Below are 17,236 nucleotides of genomic sequence, written 5' to 3'. Positions count from 1 at the left end.
TCGCCATCCACCAACGCTCCGACGTCTGCGCCGTCCCCGCCGCCGGCGTCGTCGCCGAGGCCATGGTCGCCCTCGTCCTCGCCCAGGCCGCACTCGAGAAATTCGGCGGCGACTCACTGCCCGAGACCCGCGCCAATATCGAGGGCTATCGCACGCGCATCGCGCGTCCGGCGCTGGTCGGGTGACGGCCATGCCGCTCGTCGTCTTGATCGGACCGCCCGGCTCGGGCAAATCGACCGTCGGCGCCCTGCTGGCGCACGAACTCGGCGTCTCGCTGTACGACACCGATACGGGTATCGAAACCCACACCGGCCGTTCGATTCCCGAGATCTTCGCCACCGACGGCGAGGCCGGTTTCCGCCGCTTCGAGGAGCGGGTGGTGCACCGGGCGCTGGCCGTGGAGCCAGGCGTGTTGTCGCTGGGCGGCGGCGCGGTGCTCTCGCCCACCACCCGAGCCCGGCTGCGCGGGCAGACCGTCGTCTATCTGGAGGTCGGCGTCGCAACGGCGATCGCGCGCGTCGCCGCCTCCGCCCAGCGTCCGCTGCTCACCGGCGACGACCCGGCCGCCCGCTTCGCCGAACTCATGCGGGTGCGCGATCCGATCTATCGCGAACTCGCCACCGTCCGGGTGTCCACCGACGGCCACGAACCCGCGGCCGTGGTCCGGACGATTCGCGCCGCACTGCCAGCGCCGACACACGTGACGATCCCCACCGCATCGCCCCGCGTGGAAATACGCTGACCCCGGGAGCACTTGAACGACCAGGAACCCTACCGAGGAGGCCTGATTCGATGCGTGCCGTCACCTATGACGCCTTTGCCAGCGACAATTCCACGTTGCAGGTGGGTGAGGTGCCCGATCCCCGGCTGGGTCCGGGGGAGGTGCTGATCCGGGTTCGGGCGGCGGGGGTCAATCCGGTGGATTGGAAGTTGCTGGCCGGGTATCTGGATCCGCTGATGCTGTCGGTGTTTCCGGTGATCCCGGGCTGGGACGTCGCGGGTGAGGTGGTCGGGCTCGGGCCCGATACGCCGGAGTTCGCGGTCGGGGACGAGGTGATGGCCTATGCCCGCAAGCATGTGGTGCACGCGGGGACGTTCGCGGAACTCGTCGCCGTATCCGCCGAACATGTCGCGCGCAAACCGGCGGCGCTGAGCTGGGAACAGGCGGGCGGATTGCCGCTGGCCGGGATGACCGCCCAGCGCACCCTCGACCGGCTGTCGGTCGGGCCGGGCGACACGCTCGTCGTGTACGGCGCGGCCGGGGGCGTGGGCAGTCTGGCGGTGCAGATCGGCCGGGAGCGCGGCGCCCGGGTGATCGGGACCGCCTCCGAGCGCAATCACGACTTCCTGCGCGAGTTGGGCGCCGAGCCGGTCGCCTACGGCGACGGCGGCGCCGAGCGGATTCGCGCCCTCGCCCCGGCGGGCGTCACCGCGGTCGCCGACTTCGTGGGCGGGCAGATCGACACCACCCTGGCCGTTCTCGCCGAGCACGGCAGGCACGCCTCGATCGCCGACGCGGAGGTGGAAAAGCATGGCGGCCTGGTCATCTGGGTCCGCCCGGACGGCGCGAAGCTCACCGAACTGGCCGAGCTGGCCGAGCGCGGCGCGCTCACGGTCCAGGTGGCCCGGACCTTCACCCTCGACGAGGTCGGCGACGCCTTCGATGCCAGCCGCTCCGGACGTACCCGCGGCAAGCTGGTCGTCGTGCCCTGACTCGGCCGGTTCATCGAGTGAGCTCGTCCCGCTCGCAGGTGGCATCGGCCGCCGGGCGTAGGCCGGTCGTGTAGTAGGCGTTGATGGCGAAGCGGATGCAGCTGCTCAGATCGGGCCGGAAGGTCATGTGAATCCTGGTGTCACGCAGGGTGATCAGGCGCGACTCGGGCATGGCGGCATGCAGTTGCAGGGCGTGCGCGTAGGGCGTACGGGGATCGCCGGTGGCCTGCAGGATCAGCGCGGGCACCGAATTGCGCACGGCGGTGGGCGGTTCCACCGGGCGGGGCCAGAACGCGCACGGCTGGATGTTGTTGGCCATGGCCCCGAAGACCGGTTGGGTGGCCCGGGTCGCCTCGATATTGCGCTGATACCAGGCCGGATCGGTCGGGGCACCGGCGTCGGAGCAGGCGATCTCGGCCAGGGCGGAGTTCTCACCGGTCCGCAGGGCGGTCAGGGTGGCCCGCAGCCGCGGCGTGCGCGCGGCCGCGGGCGGTTGTCCCACGGCGTCGACGATCTCCCGGATCGTCTGCGCCACCGCTGCATTCGAGCGATAGTTGTTCACCATGTTGTGCAGAATGAACGGCAGCCAGTGGTCGTCGATCGAGAAGTCGTCCAGCACCACGGGTTGCCGACCGAGCGCCCGGACGAGCTCCTCCACGGTGGCGCGCACCCGCTCCGGCGTCGCGCCGAGGTGATAGGTCTCGTCGCGATCGGCGGCCCAGCGCGCCCAGTCGTCCAGTGCGATCTCGTCGGCCGCACCCCAATCCTGCACCAGCCCTTGCCAATACCGGCCCGGATCGATGGCGCTGTCGAAGACCATGCGATCGCTGTGCGCGGGGAACAGCTGGGTGTAGACCGCGCCCAGATAGGTGCCGTAGGAGACGCCGTAGTACGACAGCCGCGGCGCGCCGAGCACCGCGCGGATCACATCCATATCGCGCGCGGTATTGCGAGTGGTGAACTGCCGCCGGGTCGTGGCGTCGGTGGCCAGGCAGGTGGCCGCCATGCCCGCGGCCTCCACGGTGTCGTGGCGGAAGCCCCGATCGCTCACGCCGGCCGAGCGGATCATCTCCCCGACCGACCAGCCGCACAGCGGCGCGGGCGTGGACCGCCCGATACCGCGCGGGTCCATCCCGATCAGGTCGTAGCGGGCCACCACGTCCGGGCTCAACACGTCGCCGAGCAGGCTCACGGTGTCGAGCCCCTCCGCACCGGGCCCGCCCGGATTGGCCAGCAGCACCCCGCGCCGGTGCTCGCTGTCCCCCGCCCTGATCCGCGAGATCGCCACCGTGATGGTGCGGTCGTGCGGATGTGCGTAATCCAACGGCACCCGCACGTCCGCGCATTCGGCCCCGGCCGCGTCCAGCACATCGATACCGCACGGCTCCCAGGTCGGCCGCTGGCCGTAGAAGCGGGCCAATCCGCTCGGATCTGGGTCCGATCCACCCAGCGATACCAACCCGCACAGCACAGCGACAGCTACGACCAGCCGAAACAACACTCGTGCACGGTATCGGAGCTCAGCTGGGCCAGACGAATTCGGGATCGGCGGAATAGTCGCCGCGGCGCTGTTCGAATGCCATCGTCACCATCTTGTGGGTGTCCGGCCCGATGATCTTGCGCAGCGGCGGATTCGGCAGATCCACCAGCGCCAGCAGTTCGGCGGCAGCGACCTCGGGCGCGGGCTCGGCCCATTCCGACGGCGCGGCCGCCGGATCGGGAGTGATCGGGGCCGCGGGATCCGGATATTCGGTCATGCCCAGAATTCCGGCCCGCACCTCGTCGTAGGCCGGATCGCGGCGCGCGAACCGCATACTCGACTTGGCCCAGTCGGTGTCGAAACCACCCAGCTGGGCCAGCGTGATCGAGATCCCGAACGGCCGCACCTCGTCCGCGAGCGAGGAACTGAAGCCCTCGAGCGCCCACTTGCTGGCGTTGTACATGCTGAACAGCGGCAGCGATCCGACCGCACCCACCGTCGAGATCTGCACGACATGCCCCGATCCCTGCCCGCGCAGGTGCGGGATCGCCGCCTGGGTAACCCACAGCGCGCCATAGAAATTGGTGTCCATCTGATCGCGGATCTGCCGCTCGTCGAGCTCCTCCACCGCGCCGACCAGGCCGTAACCGGCATTGTTCACGATGACGTCGATCGAGCCGACCACCTCGAAAGCCCGCTCGACCGTGGCGAATACCCGCTCCCGATCCCGGACGTCCAACGGCAGCACAGTGAGCCGCTCGTGCGAAAGATCCATGGCGTCGGGGTTACGAACCGTCGCGACCACCCGGTCGCCCCGCCCCAGCGCCGCCTCGGTGAACGCCCGACCCAGGCCGCGGTTGGCTCCGGTGATGAACCATGTTCTGGTCACGGTGACTCCCTTCGTCGCGAGACGCTCCGTCTCGTGGAGAAAAGAATGACATCTCTGCGAATCAAAGTCAAGACGGAACGTATCGTCTCGTTTCGGATTATGCTGTGACCATGTCCGAGAAGCCGAGCCCGTCCCGCCGCAGCGAGCGCGCCCGGGCCGCCATCCTCACCGCCGCCGCCGAGCTGATCCGCGAGGTCCCCTACCCGAAGCTGGGCATCGAGGCGATCGCCGCCCGCGCCGGGGTGGGCAAGCAGACCATCTATCGATGGTGGCCATCCAAGGGCGCGGTGCTGCTCGACGCCATGCTCGAAAGCTATTCGAGCCCATCGGGTGTGGTGTTTCCCGACTCCGGCGACATCCGCGCCGACCTGCGCCTGCTGTTGCACGGCACGGTCGCCGAACTCAGCGATCCGGCCCGCGACGGCTTTCTGCGCGCGATGTACATCGAGATCCAGCACGACCCGGATATCGGCCGCTACTACCGCGAGCGACTGCTACTCCCCCAGCGCGCCGCCCTGATCGCACGCCTGGACGCCGCGGTGGCAGCGGGCCAGCTGCGCGCCGACTTCGATCCCGATATCGCCGTGGACCTGCTGCTCGGGCCGCTGCAATACCGCTGGTCACTGGGTCTGGACGGCCTGACCCCCGGCTACGCCGACGCCATCCTCGATGCCGCGCTGGACTATCTCCGCCCGGCGTGACGAAAATTGCATTGCCTGAAAAATTGCAGAACATGTAGATTTTGGCCGTGGTCAGGCGAAAAGACGATGCCCCGGCGGAACTCGGGCTGCGCGAACTCAAGAAACGACGGACCCGGCACGACCTCTGCCTGGCCGCGCGCCGCCTGACCGTCGAACGCGGCCTCGATGCCACCACCACCGACGACATCGCCAAGGCCGTCGGCGTCTCCCCGCGCACCTTCTTCAACTACTACGACACCAAGCTGGACGCGGTCCTCGGCCCGATCGGCGATATCGGCACGCCCGAATCGCGGGCACAGTTCATCGCGGGCGGCCCGACCGGGGTGCTGATCGACGATCTCGCCCGGGTGTACGCCTCGAGCTACGTACCCGAAGACGAAGTGCGCGAGAACATCTCGCTGATCACCGAGATCATCAAGTCCGAACCGCGGGTGGTGGCGGGCTTCTTCGCCGCGGGCGTGCGGCACGCGGCCGCGGTCGGCGAGCTGCTGACCGCGCGCCTGGGCGAGGTCTCGCCCGAATTCGCCGCTCTCACAGCGGGACTCATGTCCACCCTGACCACACACGCGGCGATGTCGCTGGCCGACCATCCGGATCGGCCGCTGGCGACCGCCCTGCACGAGCAGTGCGAACTGGCGGCCCGCCTGTTCCGCCCCGATTCCGACGACAAGGAGCGCCACCGATGACCACGACGGCCGAATCGCCGCCGACCCCCATAGTTCTCACCCAGAAACGCATCTGGCTGATCTTCTCCGCACTGATCGCGGGCATGTTCCTGGCCAGCCTCGACCAGACCATCGTGGGCACCGCGATGCCGACCATCGTCGGCGAACTCGGCGGCATCTCGCATATGGCCTGGACCGCGACGTCGTATCTGCTGGCCACCACCATCGTCATGCCGATCTACGGCAAGTTCGGCGATCTGTTCGGGCGGCGGTGGCTGTTCCTGTTCGCCATCGCGATCTTCACCGCCGCCTCCGTCGGCGCGGCCATGTCCAACGGCTTCTGGGAGTTCATCGTGTTCCGCGGCCTGCAGGGCGTGGGCGGCGGCGGCCTGATGATCCTGGCCCAGGCCATCATCGCCGATATCGTCCCGGCCAAGGATCGCGGCAAGTTCATGGCGCCCATGGGCGCGATCTTCGGCGTCACCTCGGTGGCCGGCCCGCTGCTGGGCGGCTTCTTCGCCGACAGCCTGAGCTGGCGCTGGTGCTTCTGGATCAATGTGCCGGTCGGCCTCGCCGCCCTGGTCATCGCGTTCCGCTACCTGAGCATTCCCAGCCATCGGCCCAAGGTGAAGCCCGACTACCTGGGCGTGGTGCTCATGTCCGCCGCGACCACGCTGCTCATCCTGATCACCGACTGGGGCGGCAAACAGTACGCGTGGGGTTCGCCGACGATTCTGTCGATGGCCGCGGCGCTGGTGCTCGTGGTCGGCGTATTCATCGCCGTGGAGGCGCGGGCCGAGGAACCCATGCTGCCGCTGTGGCTGTTCCGCAACCGGACGTTCGTGCTGACCTCGGCCATCGGCCTGGTGGTCGGCCTGGTGATGTTCGCGTCGCTGGCGTTCATCCCGACCTACCTGCAAATGGCCACCGGCGCTTCGGCCTCGGTATCCGGACTGCTGCTGATCCCGATGATGGTCGGCATGATGGCGACGCTGATCGGCTCGATGACGGCGATCACCAAGACCGGCCGGTACCGGATCTATCCGCCGCTGGGCGCGCTGATCATGATCCTCGGCCTGCTGTGGATGACCCGGATCGATGCGCACAGCTCGATGTGGCTGGTGTCAGCAATGCTGTTCGTCATCGGCGCGGGCCTGGGCCTGATCATGCAGATCATCGTGCTGGTGGTGCAGAACGCGGTCGCGCCGGAGCAGATCGGCACGGCGACCAGCGCCAACAACTACTTCCGCGAGATGGGCGGCGCGGTCGGGGTGGCGATCTTCGGATCGATCTTCACCAGTCGGCTCACCGACGGACTCACCGAGGTGTTTCGCACGCACTGGCAGGAGGCCGCGCAGTCGGGGCTGCAGCCGAGCGGGCTGGTGCCCTCGGTGGTCAAACACCTGCCCGCCGGATTGCACGACGCCATCGTCGGCGCATATGCCGACGCCCTGGTGCCGGGCTTCTGGTACGTAATTCCGGGCGCGGTGTTGGCATTCGTGCTGACGCTGTTCATCCCGCATCTGAAACTGTCCGACGAGGCCGGGATGGTCGCCCGCGGTGAGGCGGTGCTGGCGGACGAGACGGCTAGCATTAGCCACCATGAGCATTCGTAGACTATTCGGTCTCTTTGCCGCGGCGCTCGCGCTGGCGGGCTCGGTGAATGCGATTTCCACGGTCACGGCAGCGGCGGAACCGCCGCTGCCGGTCGACGATCCGTTCTACGCACAGCCGGAATCCCTGAGCGGAAAAGCAATGGGCGAGGTGGTCGACAGCAGGCCGGTCACCCTCCAGGACTTTCCGGCGACCGTTCCCTATTCGGCCTGGCAGGTGAAATACGTCAGCCAGAACAGCCACGGCACCCCGTGGACGACGATGGCGATCGTGCTACGCCCGGAGAACCGGGTCGAGCCACCGGTCCTGATGGCGAATCAGGCCTGGTACGACTCGCTGAACCCGATGTGCGGGCCGTCCTATCAGCTGCGCGCCAGCAGCAGTTTCCGGAGCAATACCGGCATGAGCGGTGAGGCGCAGAACATCGCCGACGAACTGGCCCGCGGCTGGACCGTCGTGGTGCCGGACTATCTCGGACCCGACGGTGAATTCGCGGCCGGATTCGTCGAGGGCCGCAATACGCTCGACGGCATTCGTGCCGCCGAGAATTTCGCTCCCGCAGGACTTTCCCGCGATACGCCGGTCATCATGTACGGCTACTCGGGCGGCTCGCGCGGCACGGAATTCGCCGCCGAACTCGCGCCCACCTATGCGCCGGAACTGAATATCCGGGCGGCCGCGGCGGGCGGGTTGCCGGTGGATATGGCGGCGGCCGCGGCGCATATGAACGGCGGGCCGTTCACGAGTATCGATCTGCTGGCCGCCTTCGGCCTGGCTCGTGCCTATCCCGAAACCAGGCTCGCCTCCTACTTCGTCGACCCGACGCTGGAGCGGAAACTGTCCAGCGCGTGCTACTCCACCTTCGTTCCGGAGTACGCGTTCAAGCGCGTCGAGGACTACACCGTCGGCGGCATCTGGCCGCTGGGCGTGCCGGAGGTCGCGAGCGTGGTGGCCTCGTTGCGCGGCGGCGGCTATGGCACCCCGGCCGTACCGCTGTATCTGGCCTCCGCCATGTACGACGAGTTCGCCACGGTCGCCGACACCGATCGCATGATCGCGGACTACTGCGCCCGGGGCGTCGATGTGATGTACGAGAAATACCCTGTCGCCGAACATATCTCGGCGGAGTTCATCCAGTTCCCCAGGGCGCTGAGCTGGTTCGACCAGCGGCTCGCGGGCGCTCCCACCACGCCCACCTGCGGCGCCGGACCCGATAACGCCCGAATCGGTTAGTCACGACATGTGGTTCGCCCTCCCGGGTCGGAGCCTGCGGGTCCATTACAGTCGCCGCATGCTCCGGTCCTGGGTGCTTCTGATCAGCACGCTCGTCGCCGTCGCCGGGCTCACCGCCCCGGCCGCCGCCGAACCGGCGCCGGAGCGGGATGTGATCGCGCAGATGTTCGGCTGGAACTGGCGCTCGATCGGGCGGGAGTGCCGGGAGACGCTCGGTCCGCTCGGCTACGGGGCCGTGCAGACCTCGCCGCCGGAGGAGCATTCACTCCTGCCGGAACAGGGTTTTCCATGGTGGCAGAGCTATTCGGCGGTGTCGTACGAGTTGAACAGCCGCTACGGGACGCGCGCGGAGCTGGCGGAGATGGTGCGCGGCTGCCATGCGGCGGGGGTGCGGGTGTATGTGGACGCCGTCATCAACAATATGGCGGCGATCCAGGACTGCGGAATCGGCAGCGGCGCAACGCCGTACTGCCACTACTGGTACCCGCGCGTCCCGTACGGATTCGACGACTTCCACCATTGCGGTACACCGAACGACGCCATCGTCGACTACTCCGACCGCTCCCAGGTGCACCGGTGCCAGACCTTCAACGCCGCGGATCTGGCGACCGACGACGAGCGCGTCCGGGACCGGATCGCCGGCTATCTGAATGATTTGCTCTCCCTCGGCGTCGACGGCTTCCGCATCGATTCGGCGAAACACATCGCGCCGGAAGACCTGTCGGCCATCGAGGCGCGGCTGTCCCGGCCCGCCTACGTCTACCAGGAGGTCATCTACGGCCGGAACGACGGCTCGCGACCCGAGGACTACCTCGGCACCGGCGATGTCATGGACCTGCGCTACGCCGGGGCGCTGAGCGCGATCTTCCGGCGGGGGCACCTGGCCCAGCTGCGCGAGTTCGGCTCCGCCCTGCCCTCGGACAGTTCGGTGGTCTTCGTGGCCAATCACGACACCGTGCGCCACGGGGTCACCCTGACCTACGCCGATCCGGAGCGCTACACCCTCGCCAACGCCTTCCTGCTCACCTGGCCCTACGGGCACCCGAAGATCCTCAGCGACTACGCCTTCACCAACTACGACGAGCCCTCACCCTCGGATCCGCTGGGCCGCACCCTCGATGCGACCTGCGGCGACGGCCACTGGCTGTGTGAACACACCTGGCCCGGCATCGCCGGTATGGTCGGCTTCCACCAGCAGACCCGCGGCGAGCCGGTGGTCGACTGGTTCGACAACTCTGGCGATCTCATCGCCTTCGGCCGCGGCGGGGCGGGCTTCGTCGTCCTCAACGGCGAGAGTTCCGCGATGAGCGGCGCCTCCTTTCGAACCTCCCTGCCCCAGGGCACCTACTGCGATGTCATGCACGGCGCCGTGCGCGCGGGCGTCTGCACCGGCCCCGCCTACGACATCGACGAGACCGGCCGCCTGCGCGCCGATCTCGCCCCGCTGTCGGGCCTGGCGCTGCACATCGGAGCCGTGGTCACGAGGTAGGTTCGGCCCCGCCGAGCCCCAGGCGGTCCAGCGCCGATTGCAACAGGACGAACAGGATCTGCGCGGCCTCCGGACTGCCCTCCACCCGAACCCGCTGCTGCACAATGGCATCCATGAGCGGGAGCACACCGCCGACGATGGCCCCGAGGGTGTCGGAGTCGTAGCTCACCACGGCGTCGGCCGGGCGTTCGTCGGAACCGGAATGCACCTGGGCCCGGCCGTCGCGAATATCGAGCCGGGCCGAACTGCCGTCGGCACGGAATTCGAAACTCACCTCGACACCGCGCAACTGCTCCGGGTCGAACAGCTGTGCCAGGAAGACCAGCGCCCACTCCGCGCGGAAGGACTGCTCCGGCGAGCGCCCGCGCACCGCGTAATGCTTGGAACCCCACAGCGCCAGGGGTGTCAGCGCATGTGCCAGTTCCCATCCCGCGGTGGTGAGCTCGTACACGGTGGACGCGACCGGTGGCCGAAGATAACGACGCTCCAGCACCCCGTCGCTCTCCAACTGCTTGATCCGGGTCGCCAGCAGACTGGTGCCGATACCGGCCAGAGCGGTGGCCAGATCCGAGTAGCGCTTCGGCCCGGACATCAGCTCGCGCACGATCATCAGCGTCCACCGCTCCCCGACGATGTCGAGGGCCAGCGCCAGTCCGCAGAACTGATCGTAGGTACGCCGAGCCACCTGATTACCGTACCAGCAGGAAAAGAAGTCATTACTTCGAATTTAGCCTTGTCTACTTCTAAAAGTTATGTGACAGTGGGCGCATGACTGCGTTACCGCTCGACGCCACCCGGTTCGCCGCCGAGACCGAGCGAATAACGAACGAGGTGAGCTTCGGCGAATGGGTGACCCTCTACCATCCCGATGCGGTCGCGGAATGGATCTTCGATGGTGTGCGCCGCTGCTTCGTGGGGCTCGACGAGATCCGGCTCGCCCTGACCGTGCTGGCCGAGCTCTGGACCAACCACCCACTGCGGGTGCGCAAACGGGTGGTCTGCGCCGACGACGACACCATCGTCCTCACCTACGAGGGCGGATTCGACGGCCGCTCCAACCAGTTCGGCACCGAGATCTGGACCTTCCGCGGCGACAAGGTGATTCGGCACGAGATGTACGGCTATCTCGACGTGCGCTCGCGCGACTCGACGCTTGGTCAATTGCGTATGCTGCTCGTCGACCCCCGGATCGCGCTGAGCGTGCGGCGGGCCGAGCGCAAACATCTGCCGCCGTTCACGGGGTGAGTCGCCGCGTATTGTGCGCGGCCCGAACGAACCAGTTCCCTTGACGTTTCACCAGCACGTAGGTGAGGATCCCGCTGCGATCCTCGACGGCCGCGCCCGGCGGACGAAACCGCGGCCAGGTCCAGACGGCGTGCACCAGCGCCACCTCGCCCGCGATCTCCGCGATATTCGCGATCCGCTGCGTATAGGCAGGTTTCTGCGCGATCACCGACTCGGGAATATCGGTGTGGCCCCGCACGTTCTCCGCGCGGGACCGCCACCAGACGCCGCTGTGGGCGATGAAATCCGAATCCTCGGTGAACAATTCACCCCACTCGGCCATTTCGTGCCGCACCCACAGCTCGGTCTGCGCGGCCACGACCGCCCTGATCTTCCGCTCGTCGTCCGGGTCCATGCCCCCACTCTGCGACCTCAACGACGGTTCAGGTCAAGGGCCGGGGGCGGACACCGTTCAGTTCCAGCGGGATTGGGCCTGGCGGCGGACGGGGTGTTCGCCGTTGGCGAGCGCCTCGAGTTCCTCCAGGAAGCGTTCGATGCTCTCGGATTTGGCCTCGGGGGTATCGATCTTGACGCGGACCTTCTCCTCGGTGCGGTCGATCATGGCCGCAGTGAGATCGGTCTGCAGATCGCGGACGAGCTGGCGGCGCAGCTGCAGGATCTGATCGCGGCCCTGTTTACGGACCCGCTCGACCTCGGCGTCCGCGGCCTCACGCATCTGGGCGATGATGTGCTCGGCGTCCTCGCGGGCGTCGGCGCGCAGCCGCTCGAGTTCGGCCTGCGCCTCGCTGATCGCGTTGTCGTAGGCCTGCTTGGCCTTCGTCAGCCGATCGGCCGCCTCGGCACTCTCCTGGAGCTGCTTGCGGATCGCGTCCTGATTGCGCACCATCAGCTTCTTGACCGGTGGCACAATCCATTTCACGGTCACGAAGACGATCACCGCGAAGCCGAACAGCTGACTGAAGAAGACCGGCCAATCGAAGACGATGTGGTACGGCCCTTCGGCGAGGATGCCGCTGGTGTGATTCATGACGACGCCTGTCCCCTCTGCCGTCCGTGGCCGCTGCCGGCCCGTTGGCCGTTGACCCCGGATACCCGCTCGGCCAGCGATTCGGCCAGCGGCTCGACCTCTTCACGCAATTCCGCCGCCACCTGATCGGCCTCCGCCCGCAGCTGCGCGGCGGATTCGGCGACGATCCGGTCGGCCTCCTCCTGCGCCTCGGAGCGGAGCCGATCGAGTATGGCCCGCCCCTCGGCGCGCGCCGCATTGCGAATGTCGGCGGCCTCGGCGCGGGCCTTCTCGAGTCCGGCCTGATAGCGGGCCTCGGCCTCGGCGAACGTCTCCTTCGCTTCCTTGTTGTTCGCCGTGGTCGCATCGACCCGAGCCTCGCGTTCGTCCAGCACCTTGCGGATCGGTGGAACGACGAAGAACCAGATAACTCCGAGCACGATCAAAAAGATCAACAACTCGACGAAGAAGGTGCCGTTGGGAATGAGGAAGTTCCCCTCGGCCATGACATCCGTTCGCGCGGCCATGACGCCTACGCCCCGGGTGTGGCGAAGACGAACAGCGCCATGAACGCCAGGTTGATGAAGTACGCGGCCTCCACCAGACCGACGGTCAGGAAGAAGTTACCGCGCAGGCGGCCCTCGGCCTCCGGTTGCCGGGTGACACCGTTGATCAGCGCGGAACCGGCGATACCGTCACCGATGCCGGCGCCGATGGCACCACCGGCCATGATGAGGCCGCCGCCGATCAGGGCGCCCTGGACAATCGCGGGATCTGCTGCCATGTTTCACTTCCTGTTCTCGAACGTTTTCTCTTCGGCGAAGAGTCGGTCAGTGGTTTTCGTGCTCTGTCGACATGGATTGACTGAAGTAGAGCACGGTCAGTAGCGAGAAGATGAAGGCCTGAATCGCGCCGACGAACACATCGAACATCTTCCAGACGGCGTTGGGTCCCCAGCTGATCCAGAAGGGGAACAACGTGATCACCGAGAGCATCACGCCGCCGGCGAACATATTGCCGAACAATCGCAGCGACAGCGACAGTGGCTTGGCGACTTCCTCGATCACGTTGATGAAGACCATCGGCCCCCAGCCGGTGTGGCCCTTCAACAATTGCTTGACGTGGGTGATCGGACCGCGCCGCTTGATGCCCGCGCCCTGATAGAAGAGGAACACGAACAGCGCCAGCGCGTAGACGAAATTGACGTCGGAGGCGGGCGGAGCGATCAATTCACCGTTGCCGTATTGCACCGGCAGCACCGACAGCCAGTTCGACAGCAGGATGAAGACGAACAGGGTGACCGCGAGCGGCAGCACGAACGGCGCGACCCGCAGCCCGATGGCCGCCTCGACCTGGTTGCGCATCATCACGGTCGCGGTCTCGAAGAACAGCTGCACCCCGTTGGGCACGCCGGAGGTGATCTTGATGCGCAGGAAGACGGCCAGCCCGATCACGATCAGCGCGGCGACGAGAGTCGACACGATGGTGTCCACATTGAAATCCATCCCCCACAGATGGACGACGGCGTGGTGGCCGACCCTGATCTTCGGCTCCGACTCCTGGGCGAGCAGGTTCACGGTATTCATGAGGTCTGGCGCAGCCCTTTCCATTCGGGGACCACGGTATGGAGAACCTGGATGACATGGAATACGGCCAGCCCGAAGAAGATCCCGATACCGTTGGGCCGGGCCAGGATCGCCACCACGATGGCCAGGGCGGTGAGGCCGAAAAGGCGCACCGCCGTCGACAACATCAGGCCCTGTTTGCTCGCCGTTTCCGAGCGAATGACGTGCGTGACCGACTTCCACGTGAGTTGTGCGTTGAGCCAACCCAATCCGAGTCCGGCGCAGACGAATACACCCAGCAGCACTCGATCCAATGCGCCGGTAATCATCAGTGCCAGTACGCCGAGCGCGGTCGCAATAACCGCCACGCGGCGCATTCGGAGCCTGTCGATGTTCACTACGACACCGCCCTCGCCGTTCTACCCACCTTGTAGTGGATCGTGATTGATCGTCAGCTTACACATCTCAACACCGTTGTGTAGCAACAATTTTGATCTTTGTTTACATGATCTTGGAACGATGTACGAGATCGAATACGGACAGTTTTCAGCTATCGTCGGAACGGGTGTTCGAGGCAAAGCTGCGGCGACATACGGACATTCGAGACAATAGGTAAAACTCGCCGTCCCGGCGTTTATCGGTATTCGTCAATCGGACAATTCGGACAAAGTCCGATGCGCTACCCGATCGCTGGCCCAGAGGATACAGGGCCTGCCGCGAATCACCGAATCCGGTAAGGGTTCTCGACCAGCAATTGCGACAAAAAAGACAAGCTTCGCCCCTATCCCGCCCGGCGACACGCCCCGCCACGCGCTGGCGACCGGTGTGCGCATCGACCAAGGTGGTTGCCATGTCCGAACCCACCCCGCCCGACGGCGATTTCGCGCCCGCGCTGCCACTGCGCCGACGGGGCCCGGTGCTGTGGCTGCTCGCGCTGCCCGGCCTGCTGTACTGCCTTGCGCCGGTGGTGGCGAACCGGATCGAGCCGCGCGTATTCGGCATTCCGTTTCTGGTTTGCTACCTACTGGCGGTGACGGCGCTGACCGGACCACTGGTCGGCCTGGTGGCCCGACGCGATCCCGCATACCGCTGCGGGGCCGAGGAATTCGTGCCCGCCGACGCGCGGGATCGCGAGTGAGCCGGGCGGCGGTGGCGGTCACCCTGTTCGCGGTGGCGATGGCGGTGACCGTGGCGCTCGGGGTGGCCTCGGGCCGGGGGCGGGTGAAATCGCTGGCGGAGTGGTCTATCTCGGGCCGCGGGCTGGGCACGCTGTTCGTGCTGTTGCTCATGGCGGGCGAGACCTACACCAGCTTCTCGTTTCTCGGCGCCGCAGGCTGGTCTTATCGATACGGGGTGCCGATCTTCTACCTGATCGCGTATCTGAGCACCGGTCTGGTGGTGGCCTATTTCGTCGCGCCGCTGCTGTGGACCTACTGCGCGCGGCACCGGCTGGTGTCGATCGCCGATATCGCCGAACACCGATTCGGCTCCCGGACACTCGGCGTGGTGGTCGCGGTGCTGGCCACGGTATTCCTGATTCCCTACGTACAGCTGCAGATTCAGGGTATGGGCGTGGTGGTGCAGGCGATGTCCTACGGCGCCGTGGATCTGCGGGTTGCCGCGATCGTGTCGTTCCTGGTGGCCGAGACCTTCGTCCTGGTCTCCGGCCTGCGCGGCGCGGCCTGGGTGAGCGTGCTCAAGGACGGGCTGGCGGTGGGGGCGGTGGTGTTCCTCGCGATCTGGGTGCCGTGGCACTACTTCGACGGGCCGGGCGAACTGCTGAATCGGCTGGTGGCGGAGCGGCCACAATGGCTGACCTTTCCGGGGGCGGGGGACGGAACCTTCGGCACGCGCTGGTACGTGTCGACGATCGTGCTGAACGCGGCCACCATCTGCATCTTCCCGACCACGGTCGCGGGCTATCTGGCGGCGGCGAATCCGACCGCGCTGCGCCGCAACTCGATCCTGCTGCCGTGGTATCAGCTGCTGCTGGTCGTTCCGATCCTCATCGGGGCCGCGGCGCTGTTCGTGTTTCCCGCACTGGGCAATTCGGATCTGGCGCTGTACGAGCTGGTGACCGATTCGCTGCCCGCACCGCTGGTGGCGCTGATCGGAATCGCGGGCGCGCTGTCGGCGATCGTGCCGATGAGCGTATTCCTGGTCGCCATCGGAACTCTCTGGGGCAGAACCATACTCGGGGGCGGCGTGGCCGGGGCAGGGCGGCAGCGGAGCTGGTCCCGGGTGGTGTGCGTGGTGGTCGGGGCGATCGCGCTGGCCGGTGCGCTGCTGTATCCCCGGGCCCTGGTGAATCTGTCGGTACTGTCCTACGAGGGGATCGCGCAGTTGCTGCCCGCGGTGCTGCTCGGGCTGTATTGGCGGCGGCTGACCGCGATCGGTGTGGCCGCGGGCCTGGTCGTCGGCGGCGCGATCGTCTTCGGGCTGCACGCGATGGGCCGGGATCCGCTGTTCGGCGTCAATGGCGGGCTGGTCGCGCTGGGCGTCAACGTGCTGGTCGCGAGCGCGGTCAGCCTGCTCCCCCGCAGGACGCGGACCATCCGGATAGATATAGCCCTGCCCCAGCCCGTCCGGTGACGGATGGTTGACCGGCCCGGCGGGGCAGGGCAGGGTGAGGCCATGACCGGCGACGAGGTCCGTGCGGGCGTCAACCTGACCAATCTGGACAAGCCGTTGTTCGACGGGGCCGAGGCCACCAAGCGCGATCTCATCGACTACCTCGAAGCGGTCGGCGACCGGATGGTGGCACAGCTGCGCGAGCGGCCGCTGTCGGTGGTGCGGGTGCGGCCCGGACAGGAGCCGTTCATGCAGAAGAACCTGCCCAAGTACACCCCGGACTGGGTGCCGCGGGTGACGGTGTGGGCGGAGAGCTCGCGGCGCGAGGTGACCTACGCCGTCTGTGACGACCTCCGCACACTGCTGTGGTTCGGCAATCAGCGGGCCATCGAATACCATCCGACACTGCTGCGCACCGATTACGGCAGGGGTCCGAGCCACCTCGTACTCGATCTGGATCCGGCCCCCGACCAGCCGTTCCGCCAGGCAGTGCTGGCCGCGCAGCTGATTCGCCGGGCGCTGGCCGCTGACGGGCTCGCCGGTGCGGTCAAGACCAGCGGTTCCAAGGGCGTGCACGTATTCGTTCCGGTCCGCGAGGGCACCGATGTCGAGGATGCGGCCGCGGCCACCCGGGCCGTCGCCGCCCGCGCCGAACGCCTCGATCCCGACCTGGCCACCACCGCGTTCATCCGGGAGGACCGCGGCGGCAAGGTCTTCCTGGATTCGACCCGCGCGGGCGGCGCCACCGTGGTGTCGGCCTACAGCCCGCGCATCCGGCCCGGCACGACCGTGTCGTTCCCGCTGACCTGGGACGAACTGGAGCAGGTCAGCCCGCGCGACTTCACCGTCCGCACCGCGATCGAGGCGCTCGGCGATCGTGATCCGTGGGCGACGGAGATGCCCGCACCGCAGGACCTCCCGGCCGACCTGATCGCGGAGGGGCACACCATTCCGGTCGCCCGGGTACAGGCGATGCACGAGGGTAAGCGGCGGGCGCGCGCCCGGCGGGCGCGTTCGTAGCCACCCGATTTGCCGAATCGGCAAAGATATTTGTCGGCCCGTGCC

Annotated in this window: 20 protein-coding genes and 1 pseudogene; 12 read left to right on the top strand and 9 right to left on the bottom strand. The window is 67.3% G+C overall.

What is annotated here, in order from left to right:
* The 3 genes and pseudogenes from NDR87_RS25265 to NDR87_RS25255 form a co-directional block, all read left to right on the top strand.
* Positions 1–185 (top strand): annotated as a pseudogene (locus tag NDR87_RS25265) (chorismate synthase); the annotation flags it as partial.
* A gap of 5 nt (positions 186–190) precedes the next feature.
* Positions 191–742, top strand: a complete 552-nt coding sequence (locus NDR87_RS25260; protein ID WP_251913206.1) for a shikimate kinase — start codon at positions 191–193, stop codon at positions 740–742.
* 50 nt (positions 743–792) lie between these two features.
* The gene (locus tag NDR87_RS25255; protein ID WP_251913203.1) at positions 793–1,713 is read left to right on the top strand and encodes an NADP-dependent oxidoreductase; all 921 of its coding nucleotides are present in this window, start codon (positions 793–795) and stop codon (positions 1,711–1,713) included.
* A gap of 10 nt (positions 1,714–1,723) precedes the next feature.
* On the opposite strand, the gene NDR87_RS25250 is transcribed toward NDR87_RS25255, so the two are convergent.
* Positions 1,724–3,214, bottom strand: a complete 1,491-nt coding sequence (locus NDR87_RS25250; protein ID WP_251913201.1) for an alpha/beta fold hydrolase — start codon at positions 3,212–3,214, stop codon at positions 1,724–1,726.
* Between the two features lie 19 nt (positions 3,215–3,233).
* Positions 3,234–4,082 (bottom strand): SDR family NAD(P)-dependent oxidoreductase, encoded by an 849-nt coding sequence (locus tag NDR87_RS25245; protein ID WP_251913200.1) that lies wholly within the window; start codon positions 4,080–4,082, stop codon positions 3,234–3,236.
* 110 nt (positions 4,083–4,192) lie between these two features.
* Between NDR87_RS25245 and NDR87_RS25240 the strand changes: the two genes are divergently transcribed.
* From NDR87_RS25240 to NDR87_RS25220, 5 genes are read left to right on the top strand one after another with little or no spacing between them, the layout of a single operon-like run.
* Positions 4,193–4,783, top strand: a complete 591-nt coding sequence (locus tag NDR87_RS25240; RefSeq protein ID WP_251913198.1) for a TetR/AcrR family transcriptional regulator — start codon at positions 4,193–4,195, stop codon at positions 4,781–4,783.
* Positions 4,784–4,830: 47 nt separating this feature from the next.
* Positions 4,831–5,469, top strand: a complete 639-nt coding sequence (locus NDR87_RS25235) for a helix-turn-helix domain-containing protein (protein ID WP_251913196.1) — start codon at positions 4,831–4,833, stop codon at positions 5,467–5,469.
* Entirely contained in the window at positions 5,466–7,064 is a 1,599-nt protein-coding gene (locus NDR87_RS25230) for an MDR family MFS transporter (RefSeq protein WP_251913194.1), read from the top strand. Before NDR87_RS25235 ends, NDR87_RS25230 begins: the two co-directional genes overlap by 4 nt.
* Positions 7,051–8,295: a lipase family protein gene (locus NDR87_RS25225; RefSeq protein WP_251913192.1), complete on the top strand. Its 1,245-nt coding sequence runs from the start codon at positions 7,051–7,053 to the stop codon at positions 8,293–8,295. Before NDR87_RS25230 ends, NDR87_RS25225 begins: the two co-directional genes overlap by 14 nt.
* A gap of 58 nt (positions 8,296–8,353) precedes the next feature.
* The gene (locus NDR87_RS25220) at positions 8,354–9,784 is read left to right on the top strand and encodes an alpha-amylase family protein (protein ID WP_251913191.1); all 1,431 of its coding nucleotides are present in this window, start codon (positions 8,354–8,356) and stop codon (positions 9,782–9,784) included.
* On the opposite strand, the gene NDR87_RS25215 is transcribed toward NDR87_RS25220, so the two are convergent.
* On the bottom strand, positions 9,774–10,469 hold the full coding sequence (locus NDR87_RS25215) for a winged helix-turn-helix transcriptional regulator (protein ID WP_251913189.1): 696 nt from the start codon (positions 10,467–10,469) through the stop codon (positions 9,774–9,776). The two genes, NDR87_RS25220 and NDR87_RS25215, sit on opposite strands and share 11 nt — an antisense overlap.
* A gap of 83 nt (positions 10,470–10,552) precedes the next feature.
* Here NDR87_RS25215 and NDR87_RS25210 point away from each other — a divergent pair, with 83 nt between their 5' ends.
* Positions 10,553–11,029 carry a nuclear transport factor 2 family protein gene (locus NDR87_RS25210; RefSeq protein WP_251913187.1) on the top strand — a complete coding sequence of 159 codons (477 nt, stop codon included), beginning with the start codon at positions 10,553–10,555 and terminating at the stop codon, positions 11,027–11,029.
* On the opposite strand, the gene NDR87_RS25205 is transcribed toward NDR87_RS25210, so the two are convergent.
* The 6 genes from NDR87_RS25205 to NDR87_RS25180 are packed head-to-tail and all read right to left on the bottom strand — an operon-like array spanning position 11,019 to position 13,998.
* On the bottom strand, positions 11,019–11,423 hold the full coding sequence (locus NDR87_RS25205) for an SgcJ/EcaC family oxidoreductase (protein ID WP_251913185.1): 405 nt from the start codon (positions 11,421–11,423) through the stop codon (positions 11,019–11,021). The genes NDR87_RS25210 and NDR87_RS25205 overlap by 11 nt on opposite strands.
* 57 nt (positions 11,424–11,480) lie before the next feature.
* A complete protein-coding gene (locus NDR87_RS25200) occupies positions 11,481–12,056 on the bottom strand; it encodes a hypothetical protein (RefSeq protein WP_251913183.1) in 576 nt (191 codons plus the stop codon).
* Positions 12,053–12,562: a F0F1 ATP synthase subunit B gene (locus NDR87_RS25195; protein ID WP_251913181.1), complete on the bottom strand. Its 510-nt coding sequence runs from the start codon at positions 12,560–12,562 to the stop codon at positions 12,053–12,055. The genes NDR87_RS25200 and NDR87_RS25195 overlap by 4 nt, the downstream gene beginning before the upstream one ends.
* 5 nt (positions 12,563–12,567) lie before the next feature.
* The gene (locus NDR87_RS25190) at positions 12,568–12,819 is read right to left on the bottom strand and encodes a F0F1 ATP synthase subunit C (RefSeq protein WP_251913179.1); all 252 of its coding nucleotides are present in this window, start codon (positions 12,817–12,819) and stop codon (positions 12,568–12,570) included.
* Between the two features lie 46 nt (positions 12,820–12,865).
* A complete protein-coding gene (atpB, locus tag NDR87_RS25185; RefSeq protein WP_251913176.1) occupies positions 12,866–13,621 on the bottom strand; it encodes a F0F1 ATP synthase subunit A in 756 nt (251 codons plus the stop codon).
* On the bottom strand, positions 13,618–13,998 hold the full coding sequence (locus tag NDR87_RS25180) for a hypothetical protein (RefSeq protein ID WP_251913175.1): 381 nt from the start codon (positions 13,996–13,998) through the stop codon (positions 13,618–13,620). Before NDR87_RS25180 ends, atpB begins: the two co-directional genes overlap by 4 nt.
* Before the next feature lie 452 nt (positions 13,999–14,450).
* Here NDR87_RS25180 and NDR87_RS25175 point away from each other — a divergent pair, with 452 nt between their 5' ends.
* The 3 genes from NDR87_RS25175 to ligD are packed head-to-tail and all read left to right on the top strand — an operon-like array spanning position 14,451 to position 17,191.
* Positions 14,451–14,738, top strand: coding sequence for a DUF3311 domain-containing protein (locus tag NDR87_RS25175; protein WP_251913173.1), 288 nt, complete (start codon positions 14,451–14,453; stop codon positions 14,736–14,738).
* The gene (locus tag NDR87_RS25170; RefSeq protein WP_251913171.1) at positions 14,735–16,192 is read left to right on the top strand and encodes a sodium:solute symporter family protein; all 1,458 of its coding nucleotides are present in this window, start codon (positions 14,735–14,737) and stop codon (positions 16,190–16,192) included. Before NDR87_RS25175 ends, NDR87_RS25170 begins: the two co-directional genes overlap by 4 nt.
* Before the next feature lie 42 nt (positions 16,193–16,234).
* Positions 16,235–17,191, top strand: a complete 957-nt coding sequence (gene ligD / locus NDR87_RS25165; protein ID WP_251913169.1) for a non-homologous end-joining DNA ligase — start codon at positions 16,235–16,237, stop codon at positions 17,189–17,191.
* The last annotated feature ends 45 nt before the right edge of the window (positions 17,192–17,236 follow it).

The sequence above is a fragment of the Nocardia sp. CDC159 genome (genome assembly GCF_023740735.1).
GTDB lineage: Bacteria > Actinomycetota > Actinomycetes > Mycobacteriales > Mycobacteriaceae > Nocardia > Nocardia pulmonis.
This window is presented reverse-complemented; position numbering and strand designations above follow the sequence as displayed.